12 protein-coding genes and 1 pseudogene are annotated in these 12,638 nt (G+C 66.5%); 5 read left to right on the forward strand and 8 right to left on the reverse strand.

Features of this window, described 5'->3' with window-relative positions:
- The first annotated feature begins 30 nt into the window (after window positions 1-30).
- On the forward strand, window positions 31-729 hold the full coding sequence (gene xopAV, locus J7396_RS22635) for a type III secretion system effector XopAV (RefSeq protein WP_228729100.1): 699 nt from the start codon (window positions 31-33) through the stop codon (window positions 727-729).
- A gap of 170 nt (window positions 730-899) precedes the next feature.
- On the opposite strand, the gene J7396_RS18885 is transcribed toward xopAV, so the two are convergent.
- The 3 genes from J7396_RS18885 to J7396_RS18895 all read right to left on the reverse strand — a co-directional run bounded on the left by J7396_RS18885 (window position 900) and on the right by J7396_RS18895 (window position 2,698).
- On the reverse strand, window positions 900-1,376 hold the full coding sequence (locus J7396_RS18885; RefSeq protein WP_011349170.1) for a nuclear transport factor 2 family protein: 477 nt from the start codon (window positions 1,374-1,376) through the stop codon (window positions 900-902).
- A 63-nt stretch (window positions 1,377-1,439) separates the two neighbouring features.
- Window positions 1,440-2,009, reverse strand: coding sequence for a TetR/AcrR family transcriptional regulator (locus tag J7396_RS18890; RefSeq protein ID WP_011349171.1), 570 nt, complete (start codon window positions 2,007-2,009; stop codon window positions 1,440-1,442).
- A gap of 116 nt (window positions 2,010-2,125) precedes the next feature.
- Window positions 2,126-2,698, reverse strand: a complete 573-nt coding sequence (locus J7396_RS18895) for a TetR/AcrR family transcriptional regulator (protein ID WP_209261906.1) — start codon at window positions 2,696-2,698, stop codon at window positions 2,126-2,128.
- Between the two features lie 83 nt (window positions 2,699-2,781).
- Here J7396_RS18895 and J7396_RS18900 point away from each other — a divergent pair, with 83 nt between their 5' ends.
- Window positions 2,782-3,525, forward strand: a complete 744-nt coding sequence (locus tag J7396_RS18900) for a glucose 1-dehydrogenase (protein ID WP_008571767.1) — start codon at window positions 2,782-2,784, stop codon at window positions 3,523-3,525.
- 364 nt (window positions 3,526-3,889) lie between these two features.
- Here the strand turns inward: J7396_RS18900 and J7396_RS18905 are convergent, their stop codons facing one another.
- A complete protein-coding gene (locus J7396_RS18905; protein WP_209261965.1) occupies window positions 3,890-4,408 on the reverse strand; it encodes a hypothetical protein in 519 nt (172 codons plus the stop codon).
- A gap of 565 nt (window positions 4,409-4,973) precedes the next feature.
- Here J7396_RS18905 and J7396_RS18915 point away from each other — a divergent pair.
- From J7396_RS18915 to J7396_RS18925, 3 genes are all read left to right on the forward strand, one after another.
- Window positions 4,974-5,306, forward strand: coding sequence for a hypothetical protein (locus J7396_RS18915; RefSeq protein ID WP_122273446.1), 333 nt, complete (start codon window positions 4,974-4,976; stop codon window positions 5,304-5,306).
- A gap of 188 nt (window positions 5,307-5,494) precedes the next feature.
- Entirely contained in the window at window positions 5,495-7,420 is a 1,926-nt protein-coding gene (locus J7396_RS18920) for a M61 family metallopeptidase (protein WP_209261907.1), read from the forward strand.
- A 67-nt stretch (window positions 7,421-7,487) separates the two neighbouring features.
- Window positions 7,488-7,667, forward strand: coding sequence for a hypothetical protein (locus J7396_RS18925; protein WP_003482327.1), 180 nt, complete (start codon window positions 7,488-7,490; stop codon window positions 7,665-7,667).
- A 102-nt stretch (window positions 7,668-7,769) separates the two neighbouring features.
- On the opposite strand, the gene xopQ is transcribed toward J7396_RS18925, so the two are convergent.
- The 4 genes and pseudogenes from xopQ to J7396_RS18945 form a co-directional block, all read right to left on the reverse strand.
- Window positions 7,770-9,164: a type III secretion system effector XopQ gene (gene xopQ / locus J7396_RS18930; RefSeq protein WP_008571771.1), complete on the reverse strand. Its 1,395-nt coding sequence runs from the start codon at window positions 9,162-9,164 to the stop codon at window positions 7,770-7,772.
- 348 nt (window positions 9,165-9,512) lie between these two features.
- Window positions 9,513-9,803 carry a HigA family addiction module antitoxin gene (locus J7396_RS18935; protein WP_008571772.1) on the reverse strand — a complete coding sequence of 97 codons (291 nt, stop codon included), beginning with the start codon at window positions 9,801-9,803 and terminating at the stop codon, window positions 9,513-9,515.
- Window positions 9,804-9,820: 17 nt separating this feature from the next.
- Window positions 9,821-10,103, reverse strand: a pseudogene (locus J7396_RS18940) (type II toxin-antitoxin system RelE/ParE family toxin).
- Window positions 10,104-10,157: 54 nt separating this feature from the next.
- Complete coding sequence (locus tag J7396_RS18945; RefSeq protein WP_209261908.1) at window positions 10,158-12,539, reverse strand: AAA family ATPase; 2,382 nt, start codon at window positions 12,537-12,539, stop codon at window positions 10,158-10,160.
- Window positions 12,540-12,638 lie beyond the last annotated feature (99 nt).

Raw genomic sequence — 12,638 nt, forward strand, 5'->3', positions numbered from 1 at the left:
TGGCATCGACCATCCATGGTGAGGTGTCTCATGCATCCCGCAGTGTTACCGTCTTTGTCGCCGATGGCGAGAAGAGAAGAGATCGATCTGGAACGCGGTCATGCCGAGATCGAACTCGGCGCCACAGAGCCGCGACATGCCGATGCACGGATAGATGCACAGTTGCAAGGCCTACCACAACAACCGGTGCGCAGAGCGTCGACCAGAACGACGGGGCAACGGATTGCAGGCCACGTTTCGACCGTCGCCGGCATCGGCGCCGCCCTCACTGGTATCGCTTCGATTCCTCCACCCATGGTCGCATTCATGGGCTATATCAGCGAGAAAGATCAACTTGCAAAGTACAGCGGAATTGCCGCCTTGGCCGGTGTTGCCACCACCTGCGCGCTCAGTGCCGTCCAGCGCCTGGCACACGCTTATGCGTATGGAAACAACATCAGTTCCAGGGCCCGCGCAATGGGAATGACAGACGGCTGCATGAACCGCGCGGTCGACATTGTCACGATGCCCGAGGAGCACGATCGCGCCGCGCATCCGATGAACGAGCATGAGACCCAGATGCTCGCCGACGATCTGCTGCGGTTGGCGACGTGGGAGCCTTCCAGATTGGAGCCGGGCCTGTGGGAGGCGGCCAGCGGCGTTGGCGATGACGCGGACGCGCTGGTCGATCGCCTGCTTGCCTTTAGAAGGTCGGTGACGGCGGCCGCCACAGCGTCGTCCTCCGAATAAAGTACGACTACGGAAAACGGGGCGGAAACGGAGTCAGGTTTACTTTCTGAGTGAACTTGACCCTGTTTCCTTGCCGCCTCCCCCTGCATGCCAATGACGCAGCCGGGGCCAGACAAAAGCCCCCGTGCAGAAGCACCGCCGAGGGCTTGCATCTCAGTCGCGTAGAACCCCTACATACCCAGATCAGACAGCCCCGGATGATCGTCCGGGCGACGGCCCAGCGGCCAGTGGAACTTGCGCTCGCTTTCCTTGATCGGCATGTCGTTGATGCACGAGAAGCGGCGCTCCATCAGGCCATCGGCGCCGAATTCCCAGTTCTCATTGCCGTAGGAGCGGAACCAGTTGCCTGAATCGTCGCGCCATTCGTAGGCGTAGCGCACGGCAATACGGTTTTCGGTAAAGGCCCACAGTTCCTTGATCAGGCGGTACTCAAGCTCCTTGTTCCATTTGCGCGCAAGAAACTGCCGCGCTTCTTCCCGACCGTTGGTGAACTCGGCACGGTTTCGCCATTGGGTGTCGAGCGAATAGGCAAGCGACACTTTGTCGGCATCGCGGGAATTCCAACCGTCTTCGGCGAGTCGTACCTTTTCGATCGCCGATTCGCGGGTGAAGGGGGGAAGCGGCGGGCGAGCGTGAGCGTTGGACATGGCAAGGCCTCCAATCAAAGTGGATACATCGGTGTTTTGAAATTGCGACGGAGCGTCAGGCCGCTAGCCGGTGGCCTGCTTTAGCAACAACTGCGCGATATCCCTTGCGGTGTCTGCGGCGTCTTCGTCACCCATCACGCGCGAGACGGTGATTGCGCCTTCCATGAGAAGCAGCAGCTGGCGCGCCAGTGCGGCCGGCTGCGTAATACCCAGTTGCCCGGTCAGTTCCAGCGTGTAGTCGAGCAACTTCTGTTTGTGATGCTTGGCGATCTTGCGAATTGGATCGTCGGGGTCCCCGACCTCGCCTGCGGTGTTGATGAAGGCACAGCCGCGGTAACCGGCAGACTGGAACCATTCCTTGAGCACCGTGAACATGCGCAGGATGCGCGCCTCGGGGCTGTCGGCCTTGTCGCATTCGCGCCTGAACCATTCGAGCCAACGGACGTCGCGCGCGCTCAGTGCCGCGGCGGCCACCTCGTCCTTGTTGTCGAAGTGGCGGTAGATGCTTTTCCGCGCCACGCCTGAGGTCTTCACCAGCAGGTCCATGCCGGTGGCATGGATGCCGTGCTGATAGATCAGCGCCTCAGCCGTTGCCAGGATCTTCTGTTGGGTGTCGTTGGTTGGCTTGTCCACGGCGCCAATGTAGAACGATCGTTCTCCCTTGTCAACGCTCGCGCGTGCGTGGGTTCCGAGCCCTCACCACCCGACACGAACGATCGGGCAATCCGGACGTCATCGTGTCAGCCGCCTCACGCAGCCGACGCCGCCCTCGGCGCTGCAATGCCGTCGACGAACAGCCCGATCAGATGCGCGATGCGCGTCTTCGGCGAGCCATGCTGCTCGGTGGCCAGCGAGGTGGCGATGGCGACGACGACGAGATCGTCGAAGCAGACATCGCGGCGGACGACGCCGCTGTTCTGCGCGCTACGCAAACGTTGCTGCCCTTCCTTGCTGACAGCCTCGCACCCTGGCGTGCCGCTCTGCAGCACGGCGCCGAGCGACGCAGCCAGCCCACGATAGACACTGGTGTGCAGTGCCAGATCCTCCAGATACGCGCGCAGCGCGGCCAGCGCGTCGAGCGAACTGGCGCGCGCGTGACTGGAAGCCGCCAGCGACAGGAAGCGCCCGCTATAGGCCGCGGCAAACAACGACTCGCGTGTGGGGAAGCGCCGATACAGCGTGCCGATGCCCACACCGGCGCGCTTGGCGACGTCTTCCATCGACGCCTCGGCGCCGCGCTCCAGGAATACCTCCTCGGCCGCGGCGAGCAGGCGCTCGCGGTTTCGCTGGGCATCGGCGCGCAAGGGAGTTTTGGCGGTCAACGGGCTCTTCCGGCGAGACTTGTGGAAGTGGAGGCTACCTCCATATACTAAGTGGAGCAATCCTCCACTTACTAGGAAACACCATGGGCAAGCGATTCGAAGGCAAGGTGGTCGTGGTCACCGGCGGTACGGACGGCATCGGGCTGGTGACAGCGCAGGCGTTTTCGGCCGAAGGCGCGCAGGTCTACGTCACGGGGCGGCGGCAGGACCGGTTGGACGCTGCGGTGGCGGAGATCGGCGGCGGCGCGGTGGGCGTGCAGGGCGATGTCGGCGTGCCCGAGGACATGGACCGGCTCTATGCGCGCATCCAGCAGGAGCACGGCCGGCTGGATGTCGTCTTTGCCAACGCGGGGGTTTCCGAGTCGGCCGCGCTTGGCGAGATCGACGTTGCGCACCTGGAACGCCTGCTGGCGACCAACATCAAGGGCACGGTCTTCACCGTGCAGAAGGCGCTGCCGCTGATGGCCAGCGGCGGCGCCGTGATCCTGGCCGGCTCTGTGGCTGGCAGCAAGGGCATTGGCGCGCTCTCGGTCTACAGCGCCACGAAGGCAGCCATCCGCTCGTTCGCGCGCACCTGGACGAGCGACCTGAAAAGCCGCGGCATCCGCGTGAATGTGGTGTCGCCCGGCATGGTCCACACACCGGCCATGCAGACCTACCTGGAAGCCAATGCAGGGGCCGAGGACGCGTTCAAGCAGATGATTCCGTTCGGGCGTCTGGGCGACGCCGAGGAGATCGCCGAGGCGGTACTGTTCCTGGCCTCGGACGCGTCCAGCTTCATCGCGGGGCACGAGTTGTTTATCGATGGCGGAGTCATGGCGATTTAGGCCGCTGCCAGAGCGCTGCGATCAGCCAGAGTGACCGCGCGCTCGATCGCCCGCAGGTGGCGGTTGTCGCCATGTTTGCTGGAAACGCGGCCGGGGTTACTTTTTCGGTGGCCTTGTCCAATGGTTGCCGCCGATCAGGGGGTACTCCGGCATCCCGTCGCCACGCCATGTCGCCTTGCGCACTGGCCGTGCGTCGCGACACCGAGAGCCGATCGATCTGCTCCAGCGTGGCGCCGAACCTGCAGCGCGCTATTGGGTGAAGCCTGAGCGCAGTTTTTCCGGTTTGCTGCCTGTGTCATGTCGAGCACTCCATCCGCCCAGCGAACGGTCGTCATAAGCGCCTGGAATGCATGCCAACGATCGATCACGACGCCGAACGCGCTACCGTGCAGTGCTGAGCCACGCACACGATGGCAGTGATTGTGCCGCCTGCGCCCGCAGACCCCGCGTCGCTCACAGTGCCGCCAAGGCGTTGCATGAGCGCCACCATCGGGGCCAGGTTGTCGCCCCCATTGTTGGTCCAGGTACCCGAAAGTTCGCTGGCTTGCTTCGGAATCGATTGGCCCGCTGCGGTTCTTTCGCTACCGGGTTCGGATTTTCCGTTGGCCTGATTCACATCAACGATCACGCCGACATATGAGCCGTCTTTGAAGACAACTCTGAAAAGCAAGTTTGCCCGATGCGGGTTGGCCCGCGACGCCGTGGTCCCGGAGCCTGTGACCTGTTGTATCAGCGAGCTGCTGCCCGTGGCAGATTCAACCATGGCCCTGAGATTTGCGTCGATCACGTAATCGTATGCGCTTTTCTCGCGTGCATGAGAATTCAATCCCAGCATCTCGATCGGGATATTGTAAATAGGTCGAATGGTGCCCCCATCGATCACGTGAAACGTGTGCGCGTTGGCGAGCTCTTGAGTCGCTCCAGCGGATGGCGTCTGCTGCTGCGCGATTGGCATCGGTGGAGCTTTCACCGATGCGGGCACTGTGTCGCCGTCTGATCCAACGTACCACTGTTGAACCAGGTTATCTTCTACGTTGTAGACGATGTGGGTGCCGGGTCCCCTGCGCACCGCTTCAGCACGAAAATCGCTGTCTACTCGGCAAGTGTCGCACCGGATTGCAACGGCCTGGGCCCAGGCCGAGACAACGGCACATCCTGTCGCCAGCACAGCGCTCCATATGTGCTTCACGATATCTCCGTAATTTTTTGCGAAGGCAGTTCAACAGCGTATTTGAGGGGGTCTTTTGTCGCAACAGGTTCGCATGTGACGCGTTTTCGCACTTGGCAGAAGGTGCGGGAGCAGAGGCAGAATTGACGTAGGACAAGAGTCGGGTCGACTTCTTCCAACCTCATCAGTGCTCGCATTCGAGACCTGGGCGAATACGCCTTGACCTTCCATACATCCCCCACCCGCCATCCTCGCTGCAGCCTCAACTGGAGAACGCACGATGATGAAGTGGATGGGCACCGCGCTGGCCGCGGCATTGTTGATGAGCGGTTGCGCCAAGGTGGAAGGCGAGAAGTTCGTTGGGCATTGGGTCAACCTGCAGTCGCAGGACGAGACGATGGACATCGAGCGCAATGGCGAGACCTTCATGGTGCGCAGCACCACACCGAAGTTCTTCAGCCGCCAGCCCAAGACCGAAAGCTACCCGGCGGTGTACAAGAACGGCGCATTGCAGGTCACCAACGATGGCGAGACGGTGAACTTCGCCATCGACGAGAGCAACGGCCATCTCAATACCGGTGGTGAGCAATACGAGCGCGTACCGGCCAAATAAGAGCAGCTGTCACCGGCGCCCGCGTGCAGACCTTGACGGCCGCACGCGGGCGTTCGGCATCTGGGCACGTGTGTGCGTCTCTCGATGCGGATGCATGCGCCGAAGCGAGCTGGAGCAGCGCGCTGCTTTCGAGATGGCTGCGTGGTGTTGCAGGCGTATACGATCACGGCCTTGTTCGAGGCCGTGCAATGCGCATCCATTCAAGACACATTCCCCATTTCCGCTTTGCGCATGCGTCGGTCTTGGCGGTGGTGCTCGCATTGTTGGCAGGCCAGGGGTTCGCGCAATCCAGTCACGGCCCGACGTACGTTGCCCCGACGCCGACGGTTGCGCCGCCGGCAGACCATGCCTTTGCCGGGGTGATGCGCGTGGACGTGGATGCCACCGACGTAGCGCGCCGCATCTTCGCTGTGCGCCAGCAGATACCGGTAGACGCGGGCGGCGCAATAACGCTGCTGTATCCACGTTGGGAGGCCGCCAGCCACGGGCCGAGCCTGACGGTGACCGATCTTGCCGGCCTGGAGGTCAGTGCAGCGGGCCGCCGCCTGGCATGGCGGCGCGATGCCTATGAGCCGCATGCCTTCCACGTGCAGGTGCCGGCCGGCGTGCAGCAGCTCGATGTGCGGTTCCAGATGGTGGCCGGCGGCGAGTTGCTGACACGCGACATCGTGTCTGTGCCCTGGCAGCGGTTGGTGCTGTATCCGGCCGGTTGGTATGCGCGGAACATTCCCGTGGCCGCCATGTTGACGCTGCCCGACGGGCTGCGACCGTTCAGTGCCTTGGACGTGGAGCGCGTGCGCGGCACGCACTACGCCTTCAAGACGACATCGCTGGAAACGCTGCTGGATGCGCCGGTGCTCGCCGGCCGATACGCCGCGCAGCTGCCGCTGAGCGGGGCGGTGTCGCTGGATATCGTGGCGCAGCGGCCCGCCGACCTGCAGGTGCCGCCCGCACGTGTGGCCGAACTACGTTCGCTGCTTGCGCAGCTGGGCGTGGTATTCGGTCCGCCACCGTTTGCACGCTACGCCATCCTGGCGCGGCTGAGCGATGAGGGGTCGGCTGGCGGCACCGAGCATCGTGCGTCCAGCGAGAACGGTTTGGCCTCGTCGCATTTCCAGGACTGGCCGGGCCAGATCCTCTCGCGCGACCTGATTGCGCACGAAATCGTGCATGCCTGGAACGGCTTTTACCGGACGCCTGCCGATTTATGGGCACCGACGCCGAACGTGCCGGTCTCCGGAAGCCTGTTGTGGATGTACGAGGGACAGACCGAGTTCTGGGGCCGCGTGCTGGCGACACGGGCCGGCCAGTTCACGCCCGATGAGGTGCGCGACCGCCTGGCGCTGGAAGCGGCGGAGATCGCAACGCGGCCCGGGCGGGCATGGCGCTCCTTATCCGACGACGTGCACTACCCGGCTTTCATGTTGCGCCAGCCGGTGGCGTGGCGCGACTGGCAGCGCCGGCGCGATTACTACTCCGAAGGCGTGATGCTGTGGCTGGCCGTGGATGCCGAACTGCGCACGCGCAGCGGCGGCAAGCGCAGCATCGACGATTTCGCGCAGCGCTTTTTCGCCGGCGCCACGCCGCACGCGCCCACGCGGACCTATACGTTCGAGGACATCTGCGCCACGTTGCATGCCGTGGCGCCAGCGAACTGGGCAGGTTTCCTGCGCGGGTGGATCGATGCCCACGACGAACTGGACACCACGCGCGGACTGGCCCAACACGGTTGGGCGCTGGTCTACACCGACACGCCGACGGCCGCGTTGCGTGCCAGCGAAGCGGAAGCTGGCGTTGCCGATCTCACCTACTCGATCGGATTGACGGTACGCGCCGACGGCATGGTGCGCACGGTGGCCTGGAACGGCCCCGCGTTCGCGGCCGGGCTGCGGCCGGGCACGCGCGTGTTGACCGTCAATAGATCGCCGTTCGAGCAGGACGCGTTGCGCGATGCGGTGCGCGACTCCATTCGCCGCCCCATCGTGTTGGGCATCGCACAGGACGAGCAGCGTGCAGACGTGCAGATCCAGTACACCGGACCACTGCGCTACCCACGGCTGGAGCGGCTGGCCGGGCGGCCCGACACCTTGGCCAAGCTGCTTGCGCCACGCTGAGGCGATGGGCGCCGGCTGCCGCCACCGGTTGTCGCGTCTTCCCCTGCGCCAGACCCTCTGCCCTTCCATGGCGCACAAGCCTTACAGTGCGCTGGCACGCCGGGTCCGGCGCTGCCCGACCGTTCAATCCAGCAACCACGAGGGTGTCATGAGCAAGGGGATGGACCAGAAGAAGAACCAGAAGAAAGAGCCGACCAAGACGCTGAAAGAAAAGCGCGCGGCCAAGCAGGAAAAGAGGGGCAAGTAAGCCGCCCGGCCTGTTGGCAGGCGGACGAACTGGAGGGGAAGCCCAACCTCGCGCTTCGCGGATGACGCCCGACGGCGCCACTCCGCGAAAGCTGCCGAGCGCTCAGCGCCCGCGTTGCCCCTCGTCCTGCTGGGCGAGCGCGGCCTTGGCCAGCGCCGACAGCAACAGCCTGGCTTTTTCCGGACGCACAACCTCGGCGTGGCCCACGTGCTCCACCGGGCTGGCTCCCTCGCGGTGCATGGGGGTTGGCTGGAACAGCAGGCGCGCGGCGCCGGGCAGCGCTGCCAGCAGGGTCAGCGGATCGTAGAGATTGAGCTTGGTCACCTGCGGCCAGATGGCGTCGAAGCTCAGGGCGCCTTGCTGATCCGCTGCCGCTGGATCCTGCGGTTGTGCTGTGACGAACGTACGGAAGAACCACGCCGTATCCAGGCCGGGGATCAGGTTGGCCTGGATGCCTTCCCACAGGCCTTTCAAGGCGTTTTTCTGCACATCGCGCAGATACTCGCCCACGGGGTGGCCATTGCGCGCGATGCCTTCGTAGAACGCCGGCGGTACGGCGGCCCTGTAGGCAGCTTCCTTGCTCAGGATGCGCAGCGGAATGCCGAGTTGCTGCGCGCGGCGGTAGAGCGCACGGGCGGCGTGGATGTCGGTGGCGTTGTTGTAGGCGCGCGTGTCCGGTTGCACGAGACCATCGGCGTCCCTGGCCGGGTCGATGCCCCCCATGATGGTGATGGACGCGACCTTTTCCCGCACCAGATCGCCCGCCTCCGCAAGCAAGGCGCTGGCGTCGGTCATTCCGGCGATGACCACCATGCCGAGCTTGTGGGGCGAGGTCGCCAGGCGCTCGCGCATCGCGCGGACGCCATCGGTGTGCACCGCGTCCGGCGCCGCACGCAGCGCGGCTCCCTCGGCGAGGAACTTGGAATGCTCCCGGGCCTGCGTGGACGTCATGGGATAGTCCTGACCGCGCGCGACGCGAACCTCCGGCAATGCCAGGCGATCGAAGACACCTTTGGCCAGCTGCGCGCGTTGCGATCGCATGTCGGCATCGCCCAGGGTGACGACGACGTCGGTCAGACGCAAAAAGCCTTCGGCCTGCAGCTGCTTGGCGATGGTGTAGGTCACGACATCGTCGGGGTCCTTGTTCGGGTCGGTGAACAGCAGCGTGTCGAGCGGCAACGGCGGCCGGTGCAGACGCAACTCCCGCAGCACGGCCGCCTCGGTGGGCGTCAGCACGGACGTGTCGGCCACACCGAGCTCGGCCAGCATGCTGCGTTGGGCGGGCGTCAATCGCGCGGGCAAGCTCTGCGTGCGGCGGTGCCGTGGTCCGTCCGGGCGGGGAGGACGGCCAACGATGGTCTGCAAGGCGCCCGGCGGCGGCGCGGCCGCGTCTGCGGCGGAATGTGCGGGCACGGCGACGGGTGCAGGATCGCGTAGGTCAGCCGTCATGTCTGCGCCGGGCAAGCCGACGGTGGAACGGATTGCGGTGGGCTGCATGGGAGGACCTCTGGCAGTGAACGGCGGTGCTGGCAGCCCCGTCGGCAACACGACAGAATCGGTGCTCTCGCTCATGCATGCGCAAGGCTGCACGAAACTGTCGCGTGTTCGCGCTCACGCGTGCGACCGTGGGCCGCGGCAATGGCGTGCGGCGCGATCCAGCGGACGGCCAGGCTCGCAACGTTACCCACCTCCAGCGCAGCGCCAGGGCGGCGTGGTGAATTCCTGTGTGCGGCGACGAAGCGTCACCGGCCGGCACGCCGCCGCATCAGCCCAACCCGACGCCGGTGTTGGCGAGCAGCGCATGCGCTATGCCGACTTAGCAGCATGTGCTGGAAGCCGCCCGGATCATGCCGCCAGCCGCTTGATCCGCGCCGGCAAGTCGCCCAGCGCGCGATGCGCCTGCTCCAGTTCGTCGTCGGCCTGCAGGCCAAGCCAGACGCGCTCGGAGGTTCCCAACGCGGCGGCCAGACGCACGGCAGTGTCGGCAGTGATGCCGCGCTTGCCCAGCACGATTTCGTTGATACGGCGCGGCGGGACGCCGGTGGCGCGTGCCAGTGCGTTCTGACTGATGCCCAGAGGCTCGAGAAACTCCTCAAGCAGAATTTCGCCAGGGTGGATATTGGGTAGGACCGTCATCGACAGATGCCTCCTGCTCAGTGGTAATCGACGATTTCGACCTGGACCACATCGCCTTCCATCCATCGGAAGCAGATGCGCCATTGATCGTTGATCCGGATGCTGTACTGGCCGGGCCGCTCGCCCTTCGACGCTTCCAGCCGGTTGGCGGGCGGAATCCGCAGATTGTCGAGATGCGCGGCGGCATTGAGCATGCGCAACGTGCGGCGCGCGACCAATTGGATGTCGGCAGGCAACCGGCGGGAACGCTCACCCAGCCCAGATCTTTTCGGCTTCCTTGTCGGTAAAGCGCCTGATCATGTGACCAATGTGCAGTCGGCCATTGCGGGACAGCGCCGGCACCGACTGGATTGATCAGAACAGCGCACCTTGCACAGGTGCACTAGGCGGTGGTTGTGGAAGTGGCGCTGGAGTGGGTGCTGGAACCGGCGGTGGCTTGTCGTCTTTTGCACCCAACCGCCACGCCAAGCCCGAGATCCGCGCGGCGTGGCGTGCCAGCGCGGCGCGCATGACCGCTTCGCTGCCGGCCAGGTGCAGGGCGCGGCGGGCGCGGGTGATGCCGGTGTAGAGCAGTTCGCGGCTGAGTACGCGGGCGTCGCGGGTGGGCAGTTGCAGCCAGACCTCGTCGAATTCGCTGCCCTGGGCCTTGTGCACGGTCATAGCGAAGGCGCTTTCGTGCGCGGGCAGTGCGGCGGGATGGAAGCCGCGCACCTGGCCGTCGCCGTCGCCTTCGAACCAGGCGACCAAGGGGCCTTGGGCAGGGCGGTCGGTGGCGGGGGCGTCATGGCGTGCGCTGTCGCCAGCGTGGCCCGGCCTTGACGACGGTGCCGCGTGGCCGCGCGCGGTCACGGCACTCGCGTCGCCCTGCCCGGGGGAAGGGCCCGCGTCGCTGCGCAGGCAGATACCGACATCGCCATTGAACAGACCGTGGCGATAGCTGTTTTCGGTGATCAGCAGCAGGCGGCCCTGGAACCAGGGCGAGGCGCCGCCCAGACGGCGGGCGCCGGAGCCGGTGTCGGCGAGCAGTTGTTCGATGCGGGCGTTGAGGCCGCGTGCGCCTTGCGGGCCGGCACGCACCGCGGTGAGCAGGCGCAGGCGGCCGGCATCGCGCAGGGCGGCGGCGGGGTCCTGGGCGTTGGCCAGCGCACGCCAGTGCGCGAGCAGCGCGTCGCGGCCGAGTGCCAGCGGATCTTCGCCGTCTTCGTGGAAGTGCACGCCGGGCAGTTCGCCGCTGCGCAGCAGGGCCAGGGCGGTGTCGGCATCGCCGGCGCGGATGGCGTCGGCCAGTGGCGCCAGTGCGAAATCCTGCGCCTGGCGATAGCCGCGCAGCAGGTGCACGCGGTGGCCGTCCAGGCCGCCGCTGCGGGTGGCGGAGGTGACCGCAGGCGGACACTCGACGGGCGCGCTGCCGAGCAGCGATTGCAGTGCCTGGGCGTCTTCGGGCTGCAGGGCATCGCCCGGGCCGGCGGCCTGCAGGATGGCGGCCAGCACGTCGCCGGCTTCCACCGAAGGCAGCTGGTCGGCATCGCCAAGCAGGATCAGCTGGGTGCCATCGGCGACGGCGTCGACCAGTTTGCACATCAGCGGCAGGTCGACCATGGAGGCTTCGTCGACGACGATCAGGTCGAACGGCAGCGGGTTGTCGGCGTTGTGGTGGAAGTGCGGGGAATCCGGGATGACGCCGAGCAGACGATGCAGGGTACTGGCGCTGCTGGGCAGCAGCGCTTCCCAGCTGGGCGGCGCGCCCTGCTCTGAGGCGGCATGCGTCTGCAGTTCCAATCCGGCGCCGGTGGACGGCGACGCGGACGCGGCGGCGTTGGTCGGATGCGTGGACGTGATGAGGCCGGCGCTTGCCGATGGTGCGGGGAGCGAGCCGGCGGCCGGGAGCTGGATGCCGTCGGCGATGGCACGCGCGATGGCGGCGCGCAGGCTTTCGGCCATGCGCTCGGCGGCGCGGCCGGTGGGCGCGGCCAGGGCGATGCGTGGGGCCGGCGTGCTGGATGCCCGTGCCTGGGCGATGCGCAGCAACAGCAGGCGGGCGATGGTGGTGGTCTTGCCGGTGCCCGGGCCGCCGGTGACCAGCAGTAACGCGCGGCGTAGCGCGAGTGCGGCGGCCTGGGCCTGGCGGTCCGGGGGGTGGGATGGCGTGGGGGGGTTTGTTCCCTCTTGGTAGTGGATTGGCGCGGGCAGGCCCGTACCCTCACCCGCCCGTCGGGCACCCTCTCCCGGGGGGAGCGGGGTTGGCTCCGCGGTACGAGGGGTTGGGATCGCGTTCGGGAACAACTGCGCGAACAGCGGCGCCAGCGTGGCGGCGTCGACCAGCGGCAGCGGTTGCGCGGCGATGCGTTGCAGGCCCAGGGCCAGGCGGCGTTCGTACTCGCGGTAGCGGCGCAGGTAGAGCAGGCCGCGTTCGAGGACGAGCGGGCAATCGGCGGCGGCCGGGGCGTCGGGCTGCGGTTGGTCGACCCAGCGCGAGGCGGCCAGGCTGCGTTGCCAGTCGGCGGGGTCCGGGAAGGTGGGCGGCGGGCCGTCGCGCGCGTCCAGCAACATGGCGGCGCGGGCGGGGTCCAGGCCGGCGTGGCCGCTGGTGACCGCCAGCGAGGCGAGCGCGGCGCCGGCCAGCACCTGTGGGCCGGTGTCCGGCTCCAGGCGTTGCAGGCTTTGCGCGAAGGCCAGATCCAAGGTGCGCAGGGCGCCGCTCTGGTTGAGGGCGGCGAGCAGGTTTGGATGGGTCATGGCGTCGGCATTCCCTTGGCGCACGCGCGCTCGCGCCCCGTCATGCTCCGCGCACCTGTGCTGGCATGCGCGGCGCTGGCTTGCTTTGCGGGCGCGCAG

The organism is Xanthomonas sp. A1809 (genome assembly GCF_017746015.1).
Lineage (GTDB): Bacteria > Pseudomonadota > Gammaproteobacteria > Xanthomonadales > Xanthomonadaceae > Xanthomonas > Xanthomonas euvesicatoria.

Excerpts from the sequence above, each read along its gene's own strand:
- J7396_RS18920 (WP_209261907.1), top strand. The coding sequence starts at position 5,495 with ATGCGCATCCATTCAAGACACATTCCCCATTTCCGCTTTGCGCATGCG.
- J7396_RS18935 (WP_008571772.1), bottom strand. The coding sequence starts at position 9,803 with ATGACGGTCCTACCCAATATCCACCCTGGCGAAATTCTGCTTGAGGAG.
- J7396_RS18925 (WP_003482327.1), top strand. The coding sequence starts at position 7,488 with ATGGCGCACAAGCCTTACAGTGCGCTGGCACGCCGGGTCCGGCGCTGC.
- J7396_RS18885 (WP_011349170.1), bottom strand. The coding sequence starts at position 1,376 with ATGTCCAACGCTCACGCTCGCCCGCCGCTTCCCCCCTTCACCCGCGAA.
- xopQ (WP_008571771.1), bottom strand. The coding sequence starts at position 9,164 with ATGCAGCCCACCGCAATCCGTTCCACCGTCGGCTTGCCCGGCGCAGAC.
- J7396_RS18900 (WP_008571767.1), top strand. The coding sequence starts at position 2,782 with ATGGGCAAGCGATTCGAAGGCAAGGTGGTCGTGGTCACCGGCGGTACG.
- xopAV (WP_228729100.1), top strand. The coding sequence starts at position 31 with ATGCATCCCGCAGTGTTACCGTCTTTGTCGCCGATGGCGAGAAGAGAA.
- J7396_RS18915 (WP_122273446.1), top strand. The coding sequence starts at position 4,974 with ATGATGAAGTGGATGGGCACCGCGCTGGCCGCGGCATTGTTGATGAGC.
- J7396_RS18945 (WP_209261908.1), bottom strand. The coding sequence starts at position 12,539 with ATGACCCATCCAAACCTGCTCGCCGCCCTCAACCAGAGCGGCGCCCTG.